The organism is Microbacterium sp. NPDC028030 (genome assembly GCF_040637855.1).
In the GTDB taxonomy this organism is placed as follows: Bacteria; Actinomycetota; Actinomycetes; order Actinomycetales; family Microbacteriaceae; genus Microbacterium.
Map to the genome: position 1 here is coordinate 942,139 of NZ_JBEZXF010000002.1, position 21,370 is coordinate 963,508.

20 protein-coding genes are annotated in these 21,370 nt (G+C 69.1%); 9 read left to right on the forward strand and 11 right to left on the reverse strand.

The annotated features are described in order from the left end of the window. The first annotated feature begins 29 nt into the window (after nucleotides 1-29). Nucleotides 30-1,097: an NADH:flavin oxidoreductase/NADH oxidase gene (locus AB0E56_RS13565; RefSeq protein WP_359799694.1), complete on the forward strand. Its 1,068-nt coding sequence runs from the start codon at nucleotides 30-32 to the stop codon at nucleotides 1,095-1,097. Nucleotides 1,098-1,156: 59 nt separating this feature from the next. Here AB0E56_RS13565 and AB0E56_RS13570 read toward each other — a convergent pair whose 3' ends face one another. The 3 genes from AB0E56_RS13570 to AB0E56_RS13580 all read right to left on the reverse strand — a co-directional run bounded on the left by AB0E56_RS13570 (nucleotide 1,157) and on the right by AB0E56_RS13580 (nucleotide 5,100). Further along, nucleotides 1,157-2,218, reverse strand: coding sequence for a hemolysin family protein (locus AB0E56_RS13570; protein ID WP_359799696.1), 1,062 nt, complete (start codon nucleotides 2,216-2,218; stop codon nucleotides 1,157-1,159). Then, nucleotides 2,215-3,531, reverse strand: coding sequence for a hemolysin family protein (locus tag AB0E56_RS13575; protein ID WP_359799698.1), 1,317 nt, complete (start codon nucleotides 3,529-3,531; stop codon nucleotides 2,215-2,217). Before AB0E56_RS13575 ends, AB0E56_RS13570 begins: the two co-directional genes overlap by 4 nt. Before the next feature lie 114 nt (nucleotides 3,532-3,645). After that, nucleotides 3,646-5,100, reverse strand: a complete 1,455-nt coding sequence (locus AB0E56_RS13580) for a GuaB1 family IMP dehydrogenase-related protein (protein WP_359799701.1) — start codon at nucleotides 5,098-5,100, stop codon at nucleotides 3,646-3,648. Nucleotides 5,101-5,261: 161 nt separating this feature from the next. On the opposite strand from AB0E56_RS13580, the gene AB0E56_RS13585 reads away from it, so the two are divergent. After that, on the forward strand, nucleotides 5,262-8,948 hold the full coding sequence (locus tag AB0E56_RS13585; protein WP_359799703.1) for a multifunctional oxoglutarate decarboxylase/oxoglutarate dehydrogenase thiamine pyrophosphate-binding subunit/dihydrolipoyllysine-residue succinyltransferase subunit: 3,687 nt from the start codon (nucleotides 5,262-5,264) through the stop codon (nucleotides 8,946-8,948). Between the two features lie 76 nt (nucleotides 8,949-9,024). Here the strand turns inward: AB0E56_RS13585 and AB0E56_RS13590 are convergent, their stop codons facing one another. From AB0E56_RS13590 to AB0E56_RS13600, 3 genes are read right to left on the reverse strand one after another with little or no spacing between them, the layout of a single operon-like run. Then, entirely contained in the window at nucleotides 9,025-10,329 is a 1,305-nt protein-coding gene (locus tag AB0E56_RS13590; protein WP_359799705.1) for a GNAT family N-acetyltransferase, read from the reverse strand. A gap of 33 nt (nucleotides 10,330-10,362) precedes the next feature. Then, nucleotides 10,363-10,608 (reverse strand): zf-HC2 domain-containing protein, encoded by a 246-nt coding sequence (locus AB0E56_RS13595; RefSeq protein WP_183152394.1) that lies wholly within the window; start codon nucleotides 10,606-10,608, stop codon nucleotides 10,363-10,365. Beyond that, nucleotides 10,605-11,210: a sigma-70 family RNA polymerase sigma factor gene (locus AB0E56_RS13600; RefSeq protein WP_359800064.1), complete on the reverse strand. Its 606-nt coding sequence runs from the start codon at nucleotides 11,208-11,210 to the stop codon at nucleotides 10,605-10,607. The genes AB0E56_RS13595 and AB0E56_RS13600 overlap by 4 nt, the downstream gene beginning before the upstream one ends. Before the next feature lie 127 nt (nucleotides 11,211-11,337). On the opposite strand from AB0E56_RS13600, the gene aroA reads away from it, so the two are divergent. The 3 genes from aroA to bcp are packed head-to-tail and all read left to right on the forward strand — an operon-like array spanning nucleotide 11,338 to nucleotide 14,210. After that, nucleotides 11,338-12,654: a 3-phosphoshikimate 1-carboxyvinyltransferase gene (gene aroA, locus AB0E56_RS13605; RefSeq protein ID WP_359799708.1), complete on the forward strand. Its 1,317-nt coding sequence runs from the start codon at nucleotides 11,338-11,340 to the stop codon at nucleotides 12,652-12,654. A 2-nt stretch (nucleotides 12,655-12,656) separates the two neighbouring features. Next, entirely contained in the window at nucleotides 12,657-13,727 is a 1,071-nt protein-coding gene (gene rsgA / locus AB0E56_RS13610; protein ID WP_359799710.1) for a ribosome small subunit-dependent GTPase A, read from the forward strand. A gap of 9 nt (nucleotides 13,728-13,736) precedes the next feature. Further along, a complete protein-coding gene (gene bcp, locus AB0E56_RS13615) occupies nucleotides 13,737-14,210 on the forward strand; it encodes a thioredoxin-dependent thiol peroxidase (protein WP_359799712.1) in 474 nt (157 codons plus the stop codon). A 154-nt stretch (nucleotides 14,211-14,364) separates the two neighbouring features. On the opposite strand, the gene AB0E56_RS13620 is transcribed toward bcp, so the two are convergent. Then, on the reverse strand, nucleotides 14,365-14,751 hold the full coding sequence (locus tag AB0E56_RS13620) for a hypothetical protein (protein ID WP_359799714.1): 387 nt from the start codon (nucleotides 14,749-14,751) through the stop codon (nucleotides 14,365-14,367). A 231-nt stretch (nucleotides 14,752-14,982) separates the two neighbouring features. On the opposite strand from AB0E56_RS13620, the gene AB0E56_RS13625 reads away from it, so the two are divergent. Beyond that, nucleotides 14,983-15,231, forward strand: a complete 249-nt coding sequence (locus tag AB0E56_RS13625; RefSeq protein ID WP_017203224.1) for a WhiB family transcriptional regulator — start codon at nucleotides 14,983-14,985, stop codon at nucleotides 15,229-15,231. Between the two features lie 61 nt (nucleotides 15,232-15,292). Here the strand turns inward: AB0E56_RS13625 and AB0E56_RS13630 are convergent, their stop codons facing one another. Further along, entirely contained in the window at nucleotides 15,293-16,777 is a 1,485-nt protein-coding gene (locus AB0E56_RS13630) for a histidine kinase N-terminal domain-containing protein (protein ID WP_359799717.1), read from the reverse strand. Nucleotides 16,778-16,801: 24 nt separating this feature from the next. After that, complete coding sequence (locus tag AB0E56_RS13635) at nucleotides 16,802-17,188, reverse strand: Rv3235 family protein (protein ID WP_359799719.1); 387 nt, start codon at nucleotides 17,186-17,188, stop codon at nucleotides 16,802-16,804. 130 nt (nucleotides 17,189-17,318) lie between these two features. Between AB0E56_RS13635 and AB0E56_RS13640 the strand changes: the two genes are divergently transcribed. Next, nucleotides 17,319-17,936: a hypothetical protein gene (locus AB0E56_RS13640; RefSeq protein WP_359799720.1), complete on the forward strand. Its 618-nt coding sequence runs from the start codon at nucleotides 17,319-17,321 to the stop codon at nucleotides 17,934-17,936. Here AB0E56_RS13640 and AB0E56_RS13645 read toward each other — a convergent pair. Beyond that, nucleotides 17,924-18,202 (reverse strand): helix-turn-helix domain-containing protein, encoded by a 279-nt coding sequence (locus AB0E56_RS13645; RefSeq protein WP_359799723.1) that lies wholly within the window; start codon nucleotides 18,200-18,202, stop codon nucleotides 17,924-17,926. The genes AB0E56_RS13640 and AB0E56_RS13645 overlap by 13 nt on opposite strands. A gap of 97 nt (nucleotides 18,203-18,299) precedes the next feature. Between AB0E56_RS13645 and AB0E56_RS13650 the strand changes: the two genes are divergently transcribed. Together AB0E56_RS13650 and AB0E56_RS13655 are read left to right on the forward strand one after the other, a co-directional pair. After that, nucleotides 18,300-18,920 (forward strand): SAF domain-containing protein, encoded by a 621-nt coding sequence (locus AB0E56_RS13650; protein WP_359799725.1) that lies wholly within the window; start codon nucleotides 18,300-18,302, stop codon nucleotides 18,918-18,920. Next, complete coding sequence (locus AB0E56_RS13655) at nucleotides 18,917-20,161, forward strand: P-loop NTPase (protein ID WP_359799727.1); 1,245 nt, start codon at nucleotides 18,917-18,919, stop codon at nucleotides 20,159-20,161. Before AB0E56_RS13650 ends, AB0E56_RS13655 begins: the two co-directional genes overlap by 4 nt. Here AB0E56_RS13655 and AB0E56_RS13660 read toward each other — a convergent pair. Continuing rightward, nucleotides 20,085-21,311, reverse strand: coding sequence for a pyridoxal phosphate-dependent aminotransferase (locus AB0E56_RS13660; RefSeq protein ID WP_359799729.1), 1,227 nt, complete (start codon nucleotides 21,309-21,311; stop codon nucleotides 20,085-20,087). The genes AB0E56_RS13655 and AB0E56_RS13660 overlap by 77 nt on opposite strands. Nucleotides 21,312-21,370 lie beyond the last annotated feature (59 nt).

Below are 21,370 nucleotides of genomic sequence, written 5' to 3' on the forward strand. Positions count from 1 at the left end.
GTGCGCGTGCGCGACGGTAGCGTCGAACCGTGAGTCTTCTCTTCTCCCCGTTGCACATCCGCTCCGTCACGTTCCGCAACCGTCTCTGGGTCTCTCCCATGTGCATGTACAGCGCCGTCGACGGCCTCGTGCAGGAATGGCACCACACGCACCTGTCCCAGTTCGCTTCGGGTGGCGCGGGTCTGATCATCGCGGAGGCGACCGCGGTCGTCCCGGAGGGAAGGATCTCCCTACGCGACGCCGGACTCTGGAACGACGACCAGCGGGATGCGTGGACGCCGATCGTGACGGCGATCCATGACCGCGGCGCGACCGCCGGCATCCAGCTCGCGCACGCCGGACGGAAGGCCTCGACGTGGTGGCCCTGGGCGCAGGCGCGCGGGTCGGTCCCCTCCGCAGACGGCGGATGGACGACGACCGCGCCCTCCGCGATCGCCTTCGAGGGGTTCGCCGTGCCCGCGGCCCTCGACCTCGAGGGCATCGACCGCGTGGTCGAGGCCTTCGCCGCGTCCGCGCGCCGCGCCGTCGATGCCGGCTTCGACGTCCTGGAGATCCACGGCGCGCACGGCTACCTCCTGCACCAGTTCCTGTCGCCGCTGTCGAACCTCCGCGACGACGAGTACGGCGGCTCCCTCGAGAATCGGGCGCGGCTGCTGCTGCGCGTCGTGGACGCCGTCCGCGATATCGCGGGTGACGGCGTCCCGCTCTTCGTCCGCATCTCGGCGACCGATCACGCGGACGGCGGGTTCACAGCCGAGGAGGCGACCGTCGTCGGGGACTGGGCGACAGCACACGGCGCCGACCTGATCGACGTGTCCAGCGGCGGCCTCGTGGCGCACCAGCGGATCGACGTCTTCCCCGGCTACCAGGTGCCCCTCGCCGAGACCGTGCGCCGGGGCGGACGCATCCCGGTCTCGGCCGTCGGACTCATCACCGCGGCCGCACAGGCGGAGCAGGTGCTCGCCGATGGTGCGGCCGACGCGATCTTCGCGGGCAGGGAGTGGCTGCGCGACCCGCACTTCGCCCTGCGCGCTGCGCACGAGCTGGGCGCAGCGATCTCCTGGCCCCCGCAGTACGAACGCGCACGCTGGCGCTGACCACGCGATCATGACGATGGCCGCCGGACCCGTCCGGGTCGGCGGCCATCGTCATCGGATCAGCGCCCGCGGAACCGCCGGGTCGCGTCCTGCACCTCTCCGACCAGCTCCTCCAGGATGTCCTCCAGGAACAGCACCGCGGTGGTGTCGCCCCTTGCGTTGCGCACCTTGGCCAGGTGCCGTCCGGCGCGGCGCATGACCGCGAGCGCGTCCTCCAGGTCGGTGTCCTCCTGCACGGGCACCATGTGATGGATGCGCTTCGCCGGGAGGGGTTCGACCATCTTGGTCTCCGCGTCGGGTCCCTCGGAGGCGCGAAGGATGTCCTTCAGGTGCACGTAGCCGATCGGCACCTCGGCGTCGTCGACGATCACATAGCGGGAGAACCCGTAGCGCGCGACGGCCTTCTCGATGTCCTCAGGGGTGGTCGATTGCGGAAGCGTCACCAGGTCGCTCAGGGGCACAGCGACGTCACGCGCCTTCTTGTCCGTGAACTCGACGGCCGCTGTGACGGTGCCCGCCGCATCCATCAGCACGCCTTCGCGCCGCGACTGGCTGACGATGGTCGCCACCTCGTCGAGTGTGAAGGTCGATGCGGCCTCGTTCTTCGGCTCGACGCGGAAGAGGCGCAGCACGCCGTTCGCCGCCGCGTTGAGCACCCAGATCACCGGCATGAACACCTTCGACACCCAGACCAGCGGTGGGGCCAGGAGCAGCACGGCACGGTCGGGCACCGAGAACGCCAGGTTCTTCGGCACCATCTCGCCGAACACCACGTGCAGGAACGACACGACCAGCAGGGCGATCGTGAACGAGACCGCATCCACCGCGCCGTCCGGCCATCCGAGCGCGTGCAGCGGCACGGCCAGCAGGTGGTGGATGGCCGGTTCCGACACGTTCAGGATCAGCAGCGAGCAGATCGTGATGCCGAGCTGCGATGTCGCGAGCATGAGCGTCGCGTGCTCCATCGCGTACAGCGCGGTCTTGGCGGCGCGCGACCCCTGCTCCGCACGCGGTTCGATCTGCGACCGTCGCGCGGAGATGACGGCGAACTCGCCGCCGACGAAGAACGCGTTCGCGACCAGCAGCACCACGAGCCAGGCGAGTCCTCCCCAATCGCTCATCGGGTGGCCTCCTCTTCGGCGTCGACCGGTCTCGGCACGTAGCGGACACGATCGACGCGTCGGCCGTCCATGCGGACGACCTGCAGGGTGCCGCTGTCCAGGGGCACCTCATCGCCGACGGACGGCACACGCTCGAGCACGCTCATGACGTAGCCGCCGACGGTGTCGTACACCTCGCCCTCCGGCACCTCGACGCCCGCGCGTCGGCGGACCTCATCAGGTCGGAGCTCACCGGGGAACGTGATGCCCTCTCGGTTGCGGATGACGCCGGCCCTCGTGCGGTCGTGCTCGTCGGCGACCTCGCCGACCAGTTCTTCCACGAGGTCTTCCAGCGTCACGAGTCCCGCCGTGCCGCCGTACTCGTCGACGACGACGGCGAGCTGATATCCGCGCGCACGCAACTCGGCGATCAGGGCGTCGACGTGCACGGTCTCGGGCACACGCAGGGGTTCGGTCGACAGCGCGCCGACCGGGACCTCGGCCCGACGGTCGCGGGGCACCGAGATCGCCGCCTTCAGATGCACCACGCCCGTGATGTCGTCCAGGTCGTCGTCGTAGACGGGGAAACGGCTGTGGCCGGTGCGGCGGGCGAGCTGGATGACGTCGTCGACCGAGTCGCCCGCGGCGATCGCGTGCATGCTCGGGCGGGCCGTCATCACGTCGGCGGCCGTGAGCCGGGAGAAGGTCAGCGTGCGGTCGAGCAGCGTCGCGGTGTCGGCCTCGAGCAGACCGGCGCTGGCGGAGCGTCGCACGAGCGACGACAGCTCCTCGGCACTACGGGCGCCGGAGAGCTCCTCCTTCGGTTCGATCCCCATGCTGCGCAGCACGCCGTTGGCACTGCCGTTGAGCACCACGACGGCAGGCTTGAAGATCGTGGTGAACGCGGTCTGGAACGGGACGACGAGCTTGGCGGTGGCCAGGGGCAGCGCGAGCGCGAAGTTCTTCGGGACGAGTTCTCCCAGGATCATCGACAGCACGGTCGCGACGAGCATCGCGACGACGGTGGCGATCGGGGCGACGGCGGCTTCGGGGATGCTCCAGGCGACGAGCGTCGGCCGCAGCAGGTTCGACAGCGCAGGCTCCATCGTGTAACCGGTGAGGAGCGTGGTCAGGGTGATGCCGAGCTGCGCCGCAGACAGATACGTCGATGTGTGCTTGAGCGCGCTGATCGTGAGCGAGAGCCGGGATTCGCCTCGAGCCTGACGCGCCTCCAGATCGGCGCGGTCGAGGTTGACCAGCGCGAACTCGCTCGCGACGAAGAGGCCGGTGCCGACCGTGAGCAGGAGCCCCACGCCCAACATGATGTAGTCCATCAGAGGTTCCTCTCCGGTGAGAGAGGCGGACAGTGGGGCGATGTTCTGCAACTGGGAGGGTCGTCCATTATGCGGACGATTGTACAGAACACGGCTGTGCGCGCGCTCGCCTGATCACCAACTGACCGGCAGCGCCTTCCCCTCCTCGTACCCCGCGGCCGACTGGAGTCCGACCAGCGCACGGTCGTGGAACTCGGGCACCGACGAGGCCCCGGCGTACGTGAACGACGACCGGACGCCCGAGGTGATCATGTCGAGGAGATCCTCGACGCCGGGACGCAGCGGGTCGAGGTAGATCTTGGACGAGGAGATGCCCTCGGCGAACAGCTCCTTGCGGGCCCGCTCGTACGCGTCGAGGCGCCCGAACCGCGCCTGCACCGCCTTGGTCGACGCCATGCCCCATGATTCCTTGAACAAGCGCCCCTCGGTGTCGCGCTGCAGCTCCCCCGGCGCCTCGATGGTGCCGGCGAACCACGATCCGACCATGACCGATGCCGCGCCGGCCGCGAGGGCGAGAGCCACGTCGCGGGGGTACCGCACACCACCGTCAGCCCAGACGTGGGCGCCGAGCTCCCGTGCGGCCTGCGCGGTCTCGAGCACGGCGGAGAACTGCGGGCGTCCGACGGCGGTCATCATCCGCGTGGTGCACATCGCGCCGGGCCCGACGCCCACCTTGAGGATCGAAGCACCGGCGTCGACGAGGTCTGCGACGCCGTCGGCCGTGACGATGTTGCCCGCCACGATGGGCAGGCCGAGATCGAGGGCGGCGACGGCGCGCAGCGCCGTGAGCATGCCCTCCTGGTGGCCGTGGGCCGTGTCGACGACCAGCACGTCGACACCCGCCGCGGCCAGTGCCCTGGCCTTCGCGGCGACGTCGCCGTTGATGCCGACGGCCGCCGCGACGGCGAGACGACCGTCCGCATCGACCGCGGGAGCGTAGAGCGTCGAGCGGAGCGCGCTGCGCGCGCTGAGCGTGCCGACGAGGTGACCGTGGTGCACGACCGTGACCATCTCGACGCCCGCGTCGGTGATGACGTCGAACGCGTGCCGCTCCGATCCGATGTCATCCGCGTCGATGGACGGTGTGCCGCGGTGCACGAGGTCGCCGACCTGCGCATCGGGGAGTGCGGTCGCGAGACGGGTCGCCGGGAGCACTCCGACGATGCGTCCGCCCTCGAACGGCGCGGAGCCGTGCGCGACCACGATCCCGTGCCCAGGGGTGGCGGGGAGCAGCCGGAGCGCGTCGGCGACCGAGGCCTCCGGCGGGAGGACGATCGGCGTGTCCCACAGCACGGGCTGGGCCTTCACCTCGCGGATCGCGGAGTCGAGGTCCTGCAGCGGCAGGTCTTGCGGGAGCACGCCGAGCGCCCCGCGGCGCGCGAGGACGGCCGCGATGCGGGGGCCTGTGACCGAGTTCATGTTCGATGCGACGATCGGCAGGGTGGCCGGAGTGCCGTCGAGCGGCGCGAGGTCGACCTGGAGACGGCTGGTGACGGCGGATCGGCGCGGCACCAGGAACACGTCCGAGTAGGTCAGATCGACGGTCGGTTGCGCTCCTGAGAACTCCATGTCTCCACGGTACTCAGAACACGCCGGTATGGGCGCACGGCTTCGACGATTCCCCGAGCGAAACAGGTTAGGCTTGTTGGTCGAGAGTGTGCGGGCCCGAACGCATCCTGCGTCGTGCGCCCCCACAGGACAGCTTCAGCGATGAAAGAGGGCGATAGAGCGTGTCGAACCAGGTGACCGGCGTCGGTGGCGACGGGGGGTTCGGAGCCAATTCCTGGCTCGTCGAAGAGCTCTACGAGCAGTTCAAGGTGAACCGCGACTCGGTCGACAAGGAGTGGTGGCCGATTCTCGAGAAGTACCACTCCGAGACCGGGGGCTCGGGCGCCGGCGCACCCGCCGCGACGAACGATCAGACCGCGCATCCGGTCACCGCGCCCATTCCGGTCATCGGCTCGCAGCCGGTGGCCCGCACGACCGCCAAGCCGGCCGCCACCGCGCCGATCCCGGCCCAGGCCCCGAAGCCCACGCCGAAGCCCGAGGCGAAGGAAACGGTCGAGCCCGTCGAGGAGGACAAGGTCACGCCGCTGCGCGGACTCCCGAAGACCCTCGCCGCGAACATGGACGAGTCGCTGACCGTCCCGACCGCGACCAGCGTGCGCACGGTTCCCGCGAAGCTGATGATCGACAACCGCATCGTCATCAACAACCACATGGCGCGCACGCGCGGCGGCAAGATCAGCTTCACCCACCTCATCGGCTGGGCGCTGATCCGCACGCTCGACGAGTTCCGCAGCCAGAACGTGTTCTACGCCGAGGTCGACGGCAAGCCCTCCGTCGTCGCGCCTGCCCACGTCAACCTCGGCATCGCGATCGATCTGCCCAAGCCCGACGGCACGCGCGCGCTCATGGTGCCCAGCATCAAGCGCGCCGACACCATGACGTTCACCGAGTACCTCACCGCCTACGAGGACCTGGTCACACGTGCCCGCGGCAACAAGCTGACGGCGGCGGACTTCCAGGGCACCACGGTGTCGCTGACGAACCCCGGCGGCATCGGCACCGTCCACTCGGTCCCGCGTCTCATGAAGGGCCAGGGCTGCATCATCGGCGCCGGTGCCCTCGAGTACCCGGCCGAGTTCCAGGGCGCGAGCGAGAAGACGCTCAACGAGCTCGCGATCGGCAAGACGATCACGCTCACCAGCACCTACGACCACCGGGTCATCCAGGGCGCAGGGTCCGGCGAGTTCCTCAAGAAGGTGCACGAGCTTCTCATCGGGCAGCGCGGGTTCTACGACGACATCTTCGCGGCACTGCGCATCCCGTACGCCCCCATCCGGTGGAACCCGGACATCGCGGTCGACCTCGCCGAGCGCGTCGACAAGCAGTCCAGGGTCCAGGAGCTCATCAACTCGTTCCGGGTGCGCGGCCATCTGATGGCCGACATCGACCCGCTCGAGTACGTGCAGCGTTCGCACCCCGACCTCGAGATCGAGAGTCACGGCCTCACCTTCTGGGACCTCGACCGCGAGTTCGTCACCGGTGGTTTCGGTGGTCGCCGCGTCGCGAAGCTCCGCGACATCCTCGGCGTGCTCCGCGACTCGTACTGCCGCACGCTCGGCATCGAGTACATGCACATCCAGGACCCCGAGCAGCGTCGCTGGTTCCAGGAGAAGGTCGAGGTCAAGTACCAGAAGCCCGGGCACGACGAGCAGCTCCGCGTCCTCCGCAAGCTCAACGAGGCCGAGGCGTTCGAGACCTTCCTCCAGACGAAGTTCGTCGGCCAGAAGCGCTTCTCGCTCGAAGGCGGCGAATCGCTGATCCCGCTCCTCGACGAGATCCTCCAGGGTGCGGCGACAGCCGGGCTCGAGGGTGCCGCGATCGGCATGGCGCACCGCGGCCGCCTCAACGTGCTCACAAACATCGCCGGCAAGACCTACGGCCAGGTGTTCCGCGAGTTCGAAGGGACCCAGACTCCCGGCAACCAGCGCGGCTCCGGCGATGTGAAGTACCACCTCGGCACCGAAGGCACCTTCGTCGCCGACGACGACTCCGAGCTGCCGGTGTACCTCGCGGCGAACCCCTCTCACCTGGAGACGGTCGACGGCGTGCTCGAGGGCATCGTCCGCGCCAAGCAGGACCGCAAGCCGATCGGCACCTTCGCCTGGCTGCCGATCCTCGTGCACGGAGACGCGGCGTTCGCCGGACAGGGTGTCGTGGTCGAGACACTGCAGATGTCGCAGCTGCGCGGCTACCGCACGGGTGGCACGATCCACGTCGTCGTGAACAACCAGGTCGGCTTCACCACAACCCCGAACGACGGACGCACCTCGATCTATTCGACGGATGTCGCCAAGACCATCCAGGCGCCGGTGTTCCACGTGAACGGCGACGACCCCGAGGCCGTCATCCACGTCGCCCAGCTGGCGTTCGAGTACCGCGAGCGCTTCCACCGCGACGTCGTGATCGACCTCGTCTGCTACCGCCGACGCGGACACAACGAGGGCGACGACCCCTCGATGACGCAGCCGCTGATGACCGACCTGATCCAGGCGAAGCGCTCCGTCCGCCGCCTGTACACGGAGTCGCTCGTCGGCCGCGGTGACATCACCGAGCAGGAGTACGACGAGGCGAAGGCCGACTTCCAGAACCGCCTCGAGATCGCGTTCGCCGAGACGCACGCGGCCGAGACGGGCGCGACGCCGATCGCACCGGAGCTGCCTCCCGTCGAGGACCAGGTCGGCGCCCCCGAGGTCACCGGGGTGCCGAGCGAGGTCATCCAGCTGATCGGCGACGCGTTCGTGAACAAGCCAGAGGGCTTCACGGTGCACCCGAAGATCCAGCAGCTGCTCGAGAAGCGTCTCGACATGAGCCGCAACGGCAACATCGACTGGGGCTTCGGCGAGTTGCTCGCCTTCGGCTCGCTGCTGGTCGAGGGCACCCCCGTCCGCCTCGCCGGACAGGACGCCCGCCGTGGCACATTCGTACAGCGCCACGCCGCTCTGCACGACAGGGCGAACGGTCAGGAATGGCTGCCGCTGTCGAACCTGTCCGACGCGCAGGGCCGCTTCTTCATCTACGACTCGCTGCTCAGCGAGTACGCCGCACTCGGGTTCGAGTACGGCTACTCCGTCGAGGCGCCAGAGGCCCTCGTGCTCTGGGAAGCGCAGTTCGGCGACTTCGTCAACGGCGCGCAGTCGGTCATCGACGAGTACATCTCGGCGGCCGAGCAGAAGTGGGGGCAGCAGTCGAGCGTGACCCTGCTCCTCCCCCACGGCTACGAGGGCCAGGGACCTGACCACTCGTCTGCTCGGATCGAGCGCTTCCTGCAACTGTGCGCGCAGGACAACATGATCGTGTCCCGCCCGTCGACTCCTGCGTCGTACTTCCATCTGCTGCGTCGCCAGGCCTACGCCCGTCCGCGCAAGCCGCTCATCGTCTTCACCCCGAAGGCGATGCTCCGTCTGCGCGGCGCCACGAGCCCTGTCGAGGCCTTCACCCAGGGACGTTTCGAGCCGGTCATCGACGACGACCGCGGCCTCGACCGCAATGCCGTCAAGCGCGTGCTCGTGCACTCCGGCAAGGTGCACTGGGATCTGCGCGCCGAGCTCGAGAAGAACCCGAACCCCGAGGTCGCCCTCGTTCGGCTCGAGCAGCTGTACCCGACTCCGATCGACGCTCTCAAGGCCATCACCGACTCGTACCCGAACGCCGAGCTGGTGTGGGTGCAGGAAGAGCCGGAGAACCAGGGCGCCTGGCCGTTCCTGGCCCTGGCCTTCGCCGACGTCCCCGGCGACCGGTCGTTCCGTCCCGTCTCGCGTCCGGCCTCCGCGTCGCCCGCGACCGGATCCTCGAAGGTCCATGCGGCGGAGCAGGCTCTGCTGATCCGCACAGCCGTCACCCTCGACTGATCGGCATCGACGAAAGAGGGCGCCGCGATCGAGTCGCGGCGCCCTCTTTCGTCCGAAGCCCCTGTGAACTCCCCGGTCAGTACCAGATGTCGAGCGAGGGCACGGGATAGGCCGCGAACGACCGATCGACGGCATCGACCGCGGACGCCTCCCCTGCGATCCGGCCGGCGCCGAGAAGCGCAGCCGCGCGGACGCCGCCCGCATACAGAGCCGAGAGCGCAGAGACGTCGAGCGTCAGGTCGGCATCCGCCCCCGCGTGCTCCGAGACGGTCATCGTTCCCGTCTCGTCCACGCGGAGGCGCCACTGTCCGTCGGCGATATCGAGCGGGTCCTCGACCCTGATGGTCGCATCGAGCGGCGCCGAGTACTGACGTGCAGCGAGAGCCGTCGGGACGTCGAGGACGCGCAGCCAGCCGTGATCGTGCACCACCTGCGTCACTCCGCGGGAGTCGGCCACCAACCAGGGCAGCGGGTCGTCGAGGGGCCGCAGGTCTGCCGTGACCTCGTCGACCAGATCATGTTGGAGGGCGTATCGCCAGAGCGCGGCGACGGCCTCCTGCGACTCGCCCACGAGCATCCGCACGCGAAGCCGGAACCGGAATGTTCCGCCCATCTCCTCGAGGGTGTACGCCAGCACGCCGCGCAGGACGCCTTCCTGATCGAGGAAGTGCACGCCACGCACTCGTTCGCGGTCGGTGTCTGCGCTGGCCAGTCCCGCGATCCCCGCCCATCTGGCGCTCCATCCCGGCACCTGACCAGGGCGTCCTCTCCGCGCGCGCTCGTGCACAGCGCCGAGGTCGGCGGCGAGCTGCTCGCGGTCGACGTATTCGAAACGGCCTCGCGACGGCGTGGCCGCCCATCCGGCGCGGCGCGTGTCGACCGTGAGGTGAGAGACCGGGACGGCAGCGCCGAAGCCGTAACGCCCGTAGATCGTCGCCTCGGTCACCGTGAGTCCCGCGAGCGCGACGCCCGCCTGCGCAGCGGCCCGGAGTTCGCCCTCGAGAAGCGAGCGAGCGATGCCGCGGCGCCGATGGGTGCCGGAGACGGTCACTCCGCTGATCGCCCACATGCCGATGTCGCCGCCGCCGGGCAGCGTCAGGGGCGTCACCCACGAGTCGATCGTGGCGACCGGGAGGGTCCCCCGCGCCGAGCCCTGCTCGTACACGCCGATGTTGCGGCGGGATCGCACCGTCGGCAGACCCTCCTCGAGTGTGGCCGAGGTGGGCTCTGCGCCGAGGAACCCGCGGGACATCGCCCGTTGGAAAGGCACCGCCTGTGCGGGATCGTCGGGGTCGACGACGCGATAGTCGAGGTCTTCCCGCGCGAGCCGCTCGACAGAGGTCTGGTCAGCGGGAATCCCGCGTGCATCGATGAGGGCCATGAGAACAGCCTACGGTCGCCCTCCGACGCGAGGTCAGTGCTGGACGGCCTGCACGGCGCGCAGCCGGGCGAACACCTGGTCGCGCAGCTCTTCGGGGGCCGTCTCCTTGCAGGCGCGCGCGACGACCTCGGTCAGGGTCTTCGCGACGAGCGCCTCGTCCCGGCAGGAAGGGCAGTTCTCGAGATGCTCGCGGATCTCGGTGTGCTCGGTGTTGCACACCTCGTTGCGGAGGTACTCCTCCAGATCCTGGCGAGCTTTGTCGCAGCCGCAGTCGCTCATTTCTTGCTCCTCGTGTCAGCCGCGGCGATGCCCCGCTCGGCGGCGTACTCTGCCAACAGCTCCCGCAGCATCCGTCTGCCACGGTGCAGACGGCTCATCACGGTGCCGATGGGGGTCTTCATGATGTCGGCGATCTCCTGGTAGGCGAACCCCTCGACGTCGGCGAGGTACACGGCCAGTCGGAAGTCCTCCGGAACGGCCTGCAGCGCGTCCTTGACGACCGACGCGGGCATCCGGTCGATCGCCTCGGCCTCTGCCGACCGGCTGTGCGAGGCGGTCGTCGACTCGGCGCCGCCCAGCTGCCAGTCCTCGAGCTCGTCGATCGTGCCCTGGAAGGGCTCGCGCTGCCGCTTCCGGTAGATGTTGATGTAGGTGTTCGTGAGGATGCGGTACAACCACGCCTTGAGGTTCGTGCCCTGCGAGAACGTCGACCAGGAGCCGTACGCCTTCACGAAGGTCTCCTGCACGAGGTCGGCGGCGTCGGCGGGGTTGCGCGTCATGCGCATCGCGGCGGCGTAGAGCTGATCCATGAAGGGGATCGCCTGCTCCTCGAACTCGCGCCGAGGGTCGCCGACGGTCTCTGCGGTTGCGGTGTCATCCATCACCGGCCAGTCTAGGCCGCTGAGGTCGATCACCTCGCGCTCGAGCGTCGCCGGCATTCTCTCTCCTTCGTGATGGAAGCCTCGTGTCTGACGACGAAGCTCCCCGTGTTTACTAAGGTGAGAACCGATGAGCGCCAACAGGTATTCCCCCTCCCGCGTGCAGGGCGCCTATCCTGCGCCCACCACCGACGTGCCCGTGCACGCCGAGCTCACGATCCCCGGCTCGAAGTCGCTGACGAACCGCGAGCTGATGATCGCCGCGATCGCCGACGGCCCCGGCAGACTGATCGCCCCGCTGCACTCCGACGACTCCGCACGTATGGTCGATGCGCTGCGGGCGCTCGGCGTCGGCATCGAGGAGGTCGACGCCGGCAACGAGTTCGGTCCCGACCTCGTCGTCACGCCCGCGAAGCTCCACGGCGGCACGACGATCGACTGCGGACAGGCAGGCACGGTGATGCGCTTCATCGCCCCCCTGGCCGGACTCGCCGAGCACGACGTGCACCTCACCGCGCACGAGACCGCGCTGCATCGGCCGATGGGCGGCCTCATCAGCGCTCTCCGCGACCTCGGTGTCGACATCGACGACGAGGGCACGTGGGCGCTCCCCTTCACGATCCGCGGTCATGGTCGCATCCGTGGCGGCCGCGTGGAGATCGATGCCTCCGCGTCGAGTCAGTTCGTCTCCGGCCTCTTGCTCGCGGCCCCTCGATTCGATGTCGGCCTGCACCTGGTGCACACCGGCTCACACCTCCCGAGCCTTCCGCACATCGACATGACGATCGAGGCCCTGAGCCGCCGCGGCATCCGGATCGAGCGCCCTGCCGTCGGCGAATGGCTCGTCGAGGCCGGCGTCCCTCGGGCCAAGGAGATCGCGATCGAACCGGATCTCTCGAACGCGGCGCCGTTCCTCGCGGCAGCTCTCGTCACCGGAGGGTCGGTCGCCGTCACCGGGTGGCCGGCACACTCCACCCAGCCGGGTGCGATGCTCCCGGACATCCTCCAGGCAGCGGGTGCGCACGTCAGCCGCCACGGCGGCACCCTCACGGTGCGCGCCGGCTCCGGCATCCGCGGCCTCGACCTCGACCTGTCGGCGGCGAGCGAGCTCACGCCGACGCTCGTCGGGCTCGCCGCCTTCGCCGAGTCGCCGACGACGATCCGCGGCATCGGGCACATCCGCCTGCACGAGACCGACCGCATCGCCGCGCTGATCGGCGACCTCCGCGCACTCGGCGGCGAGGCCGAGGAACTGCCGGACGGCCTCCGCATCATGCCCCGCCCGCTGCACGGCGGCACCTGGGCCGCGCACCACGACCACCGGATGGCCACGACCGGAGCGCTCGTGGGACTTCGCGTCCCCGGAGTGGAGATCGACGACATCGGCACCACCGCCAAGACCCTCCCGGAGTTCACGATGCTCTGGGAGCGGATGCTGCGAGGCTGACGGTGAGCTGGCTCGACGACACCGACGACCTCGACGACGACTTCGAGGACTACGACGAGAGCAGTATCCGGACCAGACCGAACCCGAAGGCCAACCGCCCCCGGACCAAGCGCCGCCCTGCGCACGACGATGCCGAGATCGGACGGGTGCTCGGCGTGGATCGCGGCCGCTACTCCGTGCTCCTCGGCGAGGACACACCCGACGAGCGCATGATCACGACGACGAGGGCCCGCGAACTGCGGCGGACACCGATCGTGACCGGCGATCAGGCGCGCGTGGTCGGCGACACCTCGGGAGACGAGGGCACGCTCGGCCGCATCGTCGGCATCGTGGATCGCACTTCCCTCCTGCGGCGCAGCGCCGACGACACCGATCAGGTCGAGCGGGTGATCGTCGCGAACGCCGACCAGATGCTCGTGGTCGTCGCCGCTGCCGACCCGGAGCCTCGCGCGCGCCTGGTCGACCGCTACCTGGTCGCGGCGCTCGATGCCGGCATCCGTCCGCTCCTGGTCGTCACGAAGACCGACATCGCCGACCCCGCGGAGTTCCTCGCCCACTTCGACGGCCTCGATCTGCGGGTGTTCACGAGTGCGCAGGACGAGATGCCGATCGACGAGATCGGTGAAGCCCTGGTGGGTCACTCGACCGTCTTCGTCGGACACTCTGGCGTGGGCAAGTCCACTCTCGTCAACGCGCTCGTCCCGACGGCCGGCCGCGCGACGGGGCACGTGAACCAGGTCACCGGACGCGGCCGCCACACCTCGTCGTCCACGGTGTCGTTGCGCTACGAGGGGACGCACGGCACCGGTTGGGTGATCGACACTCCGGGAGTGCGGTCGTTCGGCCTCGGCCACGTGAACCCCGACAACATCCTCGCCGCGTTCACCGAGCTCGCCCTGATCACGCAAGACTGCCCGCGCGGGTGCACGCATCTGGCCGACGCTCCCGACTGCGCCCTCATCGAAGCAGCGGAGCGGGGCGACCTCGGCGAGACCGGACGCGCCCGCCTCGACTCGCTCCAGCGTCTGCTGCAGACGTTCGCCGACAAGGCCGAGCAGGCTCCCGGCCGATAGGCTGAGGGGGTGACTCAGCGCCTGGAACCCGGAACCGCCGCCCCCGACTTCTCCCTCCTCGACCAGGACGGCTCGACGGTCCGTCTCGCGGATCTGCGCGGGCAGAAGACCGTGCTCTACTTCTACCCCGCCGCCATGACCCCCGGATGCACGACCGAGGCCTGCGACTTCCGCGACAGCATCTCATCGCTCCAGGGCGCCGGCTATCGCGTCATCGGGATCTCGCGCGACGAGCCCGCGACGCTGGCGAAGTTCCGTGAGCGCGACGCTCTCACGTTCCCCCTCCTCAGCGACCCCGATCACTCGGTCCACTCCGCGTACGGCGCGTGGGGCGAGAAGATGAACTACGGCAAGGTCGTCGAGGGCGTCATCCGCTCGACATTCGTCCTCGACGAGCAGGGAACCGTCGACGTCGCCCTCTACAACGTCAAGGCGACCGGACACGTGGCGCGGCTGCGCAAGCAGCTCGGCATCGACGCCTGACGCCCCTCCGCACGGCACCGCCCCTCCGCGGACGGCAACGACCTTCCCGCACGCGTTCATCCGTCGGGAGAAGTCATGGATGTCGGGGCGGAGACCGCTTTCTCCCCCTGCATCCGCGCGAACTCCCGACAGGTGCTCCTGGTGCGGGCTGACGTCACTCCGCCGTGCGCTGCGGCCCTTCGCGGCGTGCACTCGAGATCAGCAGTGCGAACCCGAGGAGGCCGGGGAGTCCGACTCCGAGCGTGAACGTCCAGGAGACGGGCTGCACGGTGAGCGACGCCAGGGCGAGCGCCACCGCGAGCACCTGGAACACCACGCCTCCGGAGCGCGCCCACGACTTGCCTCTGCGTGTTCCGACGGCGAACGCGGCGAGGGCGGCGGCGGCGATCAGCGTGAGCACGATGAGCGCCAGCGCGGTCGGCAGCGACGCGGCGTCACCGGCCCCGAGACCGGCGAGCTCGATGATCGCGAAGACGAGGAGCGCCACCGCTTCGAGAGCGAGCACCGCCGCGGCCGCGAGGGCGATTCCAGGTGCGCGCACGGGGGACTCCCAGGGATCGAAAGAGAAGAAAACCCTTGATTTCAGGGTATTCATGTAACAGAATAGACAAAGTCATGTGCTCCCACAGCGGCGTGGGGCGAGCGTTCACGCTCGCATCACAATTCGCGGGCATTCCGTCCGCATCTCAACAGGGTAGCCGAACCCGAACAGCTACCCGAATCCGAGAAGTCGCATCGCGAAATCTCACGATATCCACACCGAGGAGCCCCCATGGACTGGCGCGATAAGGCCGCCTGCCTGACTGTCGACCCCGAGCTTTTCTTCCCCGTGGGGAACACCGGCCCGGCCGTCGATCAGATCGAGAAGGCGAAGACCGTCTGCGCCACCTGCACGGTCACCGAGATCTGCCTGCAGTACGCCCTGGAGACCAGCCAGGACTCCGGCGTGTGGGGTGGCCTCTCCGAAGACGAGCGCCGCGCCCTGAAGCGCCGCGCCGCTCGCGCCCGCCGCGCCTCCTGACCTCTCGTCAAGCGGCCTGAGAGCACGTCTCAGGCCGCTTTCGCATGCCGGGAGCCGCGCCTCAGCGCTCGAGCCAGCGCAGCGGGATGTCGATCACGACCTCGGTGCCCTCACCGTCGCTGCCGTGCCACTCGATCGTGCCGCCGAGTTCACCCTGGATGAGCGTGCGGATGATCTGCGTTCCCAGCCCCTGCCCGATCCGTCCCTCCGGCAGTCCGTGTCCGGTGTCCCGCACGGTCACGCGGAGGTTCTCCTCGGTACGTTTGGCATCGATCGTGACGACACCCTCCTGACCGGCGAGGCCGTGCTCCACCGCATTCGTCACCACCTCGGTCAGCGCGAGGGCGAGCGGTGTCGCGTACTCGCTCGGAAGCACCCCGAACCGACCGGTCGACTGTGTGCGGGCCCGCGTGTTGGGCGCGGATGCCACCTCGGCGACGAGCTTGAGCACCCGGTGGAAGACCTCGTCGAAGTCGACCTTCTGTGTGAGTCCCTGGGCCAGGGTGTCATGCACGACGGCGATCGCGTCGACGCGCCTCATGGCCTGAGTCAGCGCGTCCCGCGCCTCGTCGGAGTGGGTGCGACGCGCCTGGATCCGAAGGAGCGAGGCCACGGTCTGGAGGTTGTTCTTCACCCGGTGATGGATCTCGCGGATCGTCGCGTCCTTGGTGATGAGTTCCTGCTCCTGATGGCGCAGCTCCGACACGTCGCGGCACAGCACGATCGCGCCGATGCGGGTCCCATGATCCTTCAGCGGGATCGCTCGCAGCGACACCGTGACACCGCGTGCCTCGATGTCCGTGCGCCAGGGCGCGCGACCGGTGACGACGACGGGCAGGGACTCGTCGACCTGCCGCGACGGCGGGACGAGGCGGGTGGTGACCTCCGCCAGAGACTCGCCCTCGAGCTCGTCGTCGAAGCCCATCCGGTTGAACGCCGACAGGGCGTTGGGGCTCGCGAAGGTGCTGATGCCGTCGACGTCGATGCGGATGAGACCGTCGGAGGCGCGCGGCGCCCCCCGTCGCGGTGACGTCGGCGCGGCGAGATCGGGGAAGCTCCCGTCCGCGATCATCCGGAACAGATCGTTCGCGCATTCGTCGAACGTGATCTGCTGACGAGAGGGAGTCCGCAACTCCCCCAGGTTCGTGTGCCTGGTGACCACTCCGATCACGGTGGCCGCAGCGTCGGCCGCGCGCCGCTCGATCACGATCGGCACGGCCCGCACCCTCGTCGGCGTCTCCTCGAACCAGTCGGGCGAGGATGAGTCGACGATCTCCGCCGTGTCGAAGGCGCCCTGCACCTGGGTGCGCCACTGCGGCCTCACCCGCTCGCCGACGATGTCGCGATAGAAGAGCGTCGCGGCACCGCTGGGCCGCGCGTGGGCGACCGCGATGAACGAACCGTCGTCGGTCTGGATCCAGATGACGATGTCGGCCGAGGCGAGGTCGGCGAGGAGTTGCCCGTCGCCGGCGAGTCGGTGGAGCCACTCGACGTCGTTGTCGGTGAGGATTCCCTGGGCATGGGCGAGATCGCTGAGGGTTGACACCTCACCAGCCTACGGTGACCCGTGTCAGAGAATCGCCAGCGACGTCGCGCGCCAGCGTCGATCGAAGCCGTCCAGCCGGACGGCGACCGCACGCGTCCGCCCCGGCCCCGCCACCACCACGACGGCCTCGATCACTCCATCACGAGGCTCGGCCACTCGGAGGGACACGATCTGGAACGTCGGGCGCGCGGGCGCGACACCTCGCGCGCTCCGGGCCCTGGCCGAGAGGTTCGCCCTCGTGACCAGGCTGCGGTAGGCGTCTTCGCTGAACCAGCGGGCGAGCTGATCGACCTCTCGCACGCCTGCGAGCGCTTCGAGGACCCCCTGCGTGAGGCTGCGGAGCAACGGTGCGGGATCCGGAAGGTCACGTGTCGACGTCGGCTGGGGCGCGAAGTACTCATGAGGCGTCATGTCGAACCTTCGGTCGGGGCGGTCTGCGAGGCCGTCAGTACAGCACCGCATCGCCCCGCCCCGTGCGTCGGCGGCGCAAGTATGTGGATAACTCGTACATCGGATCCCCCGCTCCCCTACGCTCGGGCGAGTGCACTGGGACCGCCTGTTCGAAGACCTCGAAGGTCAGCTGGAATCGGACTGGGAGGCGGAGCGTGCGGTGCTCGACGCCGAGTCCGAGAGGCTCCGCATCGCGCGGCTCGACCTTCGTGCGCGCCTGAGGGCCCTCTGTCGCGCCGGAACCGACGCCACGGTCGATCTCGTGGACGGACAGCGTCTTGCTGTGACGATGCAGACGCTGGGCGCGGAGTGGATCGCCGTCGCGTCACGAAGCGCGGCTGTCGAGGGCGGACGCACGACGGCATCCGCTCTCCTCCTCCCGCTCGAGGCGATCGCGGGGATCACGGTGGATCACGGTGCTCTCCTCTCGAGCCTCGACGCCCTCGTCCCTGCAGAGCACTCGCTCCGAGAGCGGATGACGCTCGGATTCGTCCTCCGTGACCTCGCCAGGCGCCGTGTCTCCGTCCACATCAGCACTCGCACCGGGAACGATGCGCACGGCACCATCGACCGCGCGGCGGCGGATCACCTCGATCTGGCCGTCCACGACCCGGGACAGGCGCGCCGCGCGGATGCGGTGCACGGGTTCCGGATCATCCCGTTCGCCTCGGTGGTCGCGATACGGACCTCAGGGAATCAGATCCCGTGAGCGGATGACGTGCCCCAGACCTCCGGGAAGCTGGCCGCGGCGGACTGCCGCCACAGGGCCATCCGGCGAGAGGTCTCCGACTCTTCGGCCAGATACCCGGCGAGGCTCGACTCCTCGACTCGCCACCGCGGTGGCGAGCCCAGCTGTGCCCCGCGAAGCCTGCCCTCGTGCAGGAGCCCGATCACCTCGCCGACCTCGATGCTCAACAGCTCGGCGACCTGCGCAGGAGCCAGGAATCGCGGTGCATGCGAGGAAGGAGCTGCCATGTCCCCATTCTCCACGACCAGCATTCCGGGAGCGCGGCCGAAGCCCAGCTGTGGATAACCGAGGCCGACCCATCGCGATATCTGTGACGATATGGCCATGGTCTCCCACTCTGGTCCACGACGCGCGTTCTGGGGCGACGTGCGGTTCCTCGTCGGCATCGCCCTGGTGGCCGTCTCCATCGCCGCGGTATGGCTCATCGTCACCGGAGCCGACGACACGGAGCCGGTACTCCGTGCCGGCCACACGATCGTGCAGGGAGACGCCCTGAGCTCCGATGACTTCCAGGTGGTAGACGTGGATCTCGGGCCATCGACCGACGACTATGCGGGCCCCGATGACCTGCAGCCGGGTCAGATCGCATCGCGCACGCTCACGAAGGGAGAGATGGTGCCGCACGCAGCACTGACGGATGCGAAGAGCAGTCGCACCACCACGATCGTCATCGAGTCCAGCACCGGTCTCCCCGACGAGGTGCGGGCCGGAACCGTCGTCGACGTCTGGAGTGCCCCACCGATCGACGACGGACGATCCCACGATGCCCCGCGCGTCCTGGTCGCGGGCGTCATCGTGCGCGAGGTGCGTGAGCCGGAAGGCGTGCTGGCCGACACCGGCACCTCGCTCGAACTCGTCATCCAACGGGCTGACGCCGCCGACGTGCTCGCCGCCGTCAACGGCGGATCGGCCCTCTCCGTGCTTCCGGTGGGCGGCGGCTCGTGACGCGGGTCGTTCTGGCGATCCCTGCGCCACGCGCGAACCGATTGGCGGAAGAGCTGGAGCTCGAAGGCATCACCGTGGTGGCGACGCTCGCACTTACCGCTCCCCTTCCCGAACTCCCCTCCGATGCGGAGGCACTCATCGTCTCCCCCGCACGTCCCCTTCTGACAGCAGAACTCGTCTCGAGGTGCGACCGCGCGGGAGTGCGCATCCTGGTCCTCGGCGGGACGGACAGCCGCCTCCTCGGTCGACTCGGGCTGTCGGCGGCGCTCTCGTCCGAGGCCACAGGCTGGGAGATCGCCGCCGCCTTGCGGGAGGATGCGCCCGCAACCCCGGTGCTGCGCTCTCCGCACCCACACCGCGTGATCGCCGTGTGGGGACCCCAGGGCTCTTCCGGTCGCTCCACCGTCGCGATCGAACTCGCCGTCGAACTCGCCCGCACCGGTCGCAGCACGGCACTGGTCGACGCCGACACGGTGGCCCCGTCGCTCGCCCTGCTCCTCGGCCTCGGCGATGACGCTCCCGGCATCGCCGCAGCCTGTCGTCGCGCCGAGCGGGGTGTGCTCGACGGCGCCGAGCTCACCCGCCTGTCGATGCGGATCGGCAGCGGGGGCGACGGCGTCCAGGTGCTCCCTGGAATCAGCCGGCCCAACCGCTGGCCCGAGCTGACCTCAGCCCGCGTACGCGCGACGTTGAGCGCCTGCCGGCAGTGGAGCGAGGAGACCGTCGTCGACGTCTCCAGTGCGTTCGATGCCGACGAGGAGGTGACGTACGACCTCATCGGGCCCCGACGTCACGACGCCACATCCGCAGCGCTCCAGGAAGCGGACCTGATCGTGGCGATTGCGGCCGCCGATCCCCTGGGCATCAGCCGCTTCCTCCGCGATCATGCGGAGGTGCGACGCCTCACGGCGCCTGCTCCGGTCGCCGTCGTCGTCAATCAGGTCCGACCCGGACCCCTCGGCATCGACGCGCGCGGACAGGTGAGACGCACTCTCGAGCGTTTCGCGGGGATCACCGATGTGACCTTCCTGCCGTTCGATCGACGGGCGGCTGACGCGGCACTGCTGCACGCGCGACCGGTGACCGATGTCACCCCCCGATCGAGTTTCGTGGCCGGCGTGCGACGGCTGGCTGCGACACTCTCGCTTCGGGGTGCCGAGGCGGTCACTGCCGATAGCTCGCGAGGAAGTTCCCGAGTCGCTCGACGGCTTCGCTCAGCACTCGGGGCTCGGGGAGCGTGACGAGGCGGAGGTGATCCGGCGTCGCCCAGTTGAAGCCGGTGCCCTGAACCAGGAGGATGTGCTCCGACACGAGAAGGTCGTAGACGAGCTTGGCGTCGTCCCTGATCTCGTGCACGTTCGGATCCAGACGCGGAAACGCGTACAGAGCCCCTTGCGGCTTGACACAGGAGACGCCCGGGATGGACTCGAGCCCTTCCCAGGCGATGTCGCGCTGCTCGTGCAGACGTCCCGTCGGCGCGATGAGCGCATCGATCGACTGCACCCCCGAGAGCGCGGCCTGCACGGCGTGCTGCGCCGGCACGTTCGGGCAGAGGCGCGTCGAGGCCAGCAGTGTGATCCCCTCGATGAAGCCCTTGGCGTGATCCTGCGGACCCGTGATGACCATCCACCCCGAGCGATAGCCGGCGACCCGGTAGGTCTTCGACAGCCCGTTGAAGGTCAGGCACAGCAGGTCGGGCGCGAGAGTCGCGGTCGGGATGTGCACCGCGTCGTCGAACAGAATGCGGTCGTAGATCTCGTCCGAGAGCAGCAGCAGCTGATGCTCCCTGGCGATCTGCACCAGTCCCTCCAAGATCTGCCGCGAATACACCACACCTGTCGGGTTGTTCGGGTTGATGATCACGAGCGCCTTGGTCTTCGGCGTGATCTTCGACCGGATGTCTTCCAGGTCGGGCTGCCACTCGTCGTCCTCATCGCAGAGGTAGTGCACGGGGGTCCCGCCGGCGAGACTCGTCATCGCCGTCCACAACGGGTAATCGGGTGCCGGGATCAGCACCTCGTCCCCTTCGTCGAGCAGAGCCTGCATGGTCATGGTGATCAGCTCGGAGACCCCGTTGCCGAGGTACACGTCGTCGGGGTCGAAACGGGGGAAACCCTCGATCTGCTCATACCGACTGACGACGGCCCTGCGAGCGGAGATGATGCCCTTGCTCTCGCTGTAGCCGTGCGCCGTCGGCAGTGCGGCGAGCATGTCGTGCACGATCTGGTGGGGTGCATCGAATCCGAAGATCGCCGGGTTGCCGGTGTTCAGCTTGAGGATCTTGTGACCCTCGGCCTCCAGCCGCGCCGCCTCGACGAGGGCGTTTCCGCGGATCTCGTACAGGACGTTCTTGAGCTTCGACGACTGGTCGAAGTTGCGCGTTGGGGTCATCGACCAAGCCTACAGCGACGGAAGGAGGGCCAATCCTCTCGGACTGGCCCTCCTTCCGT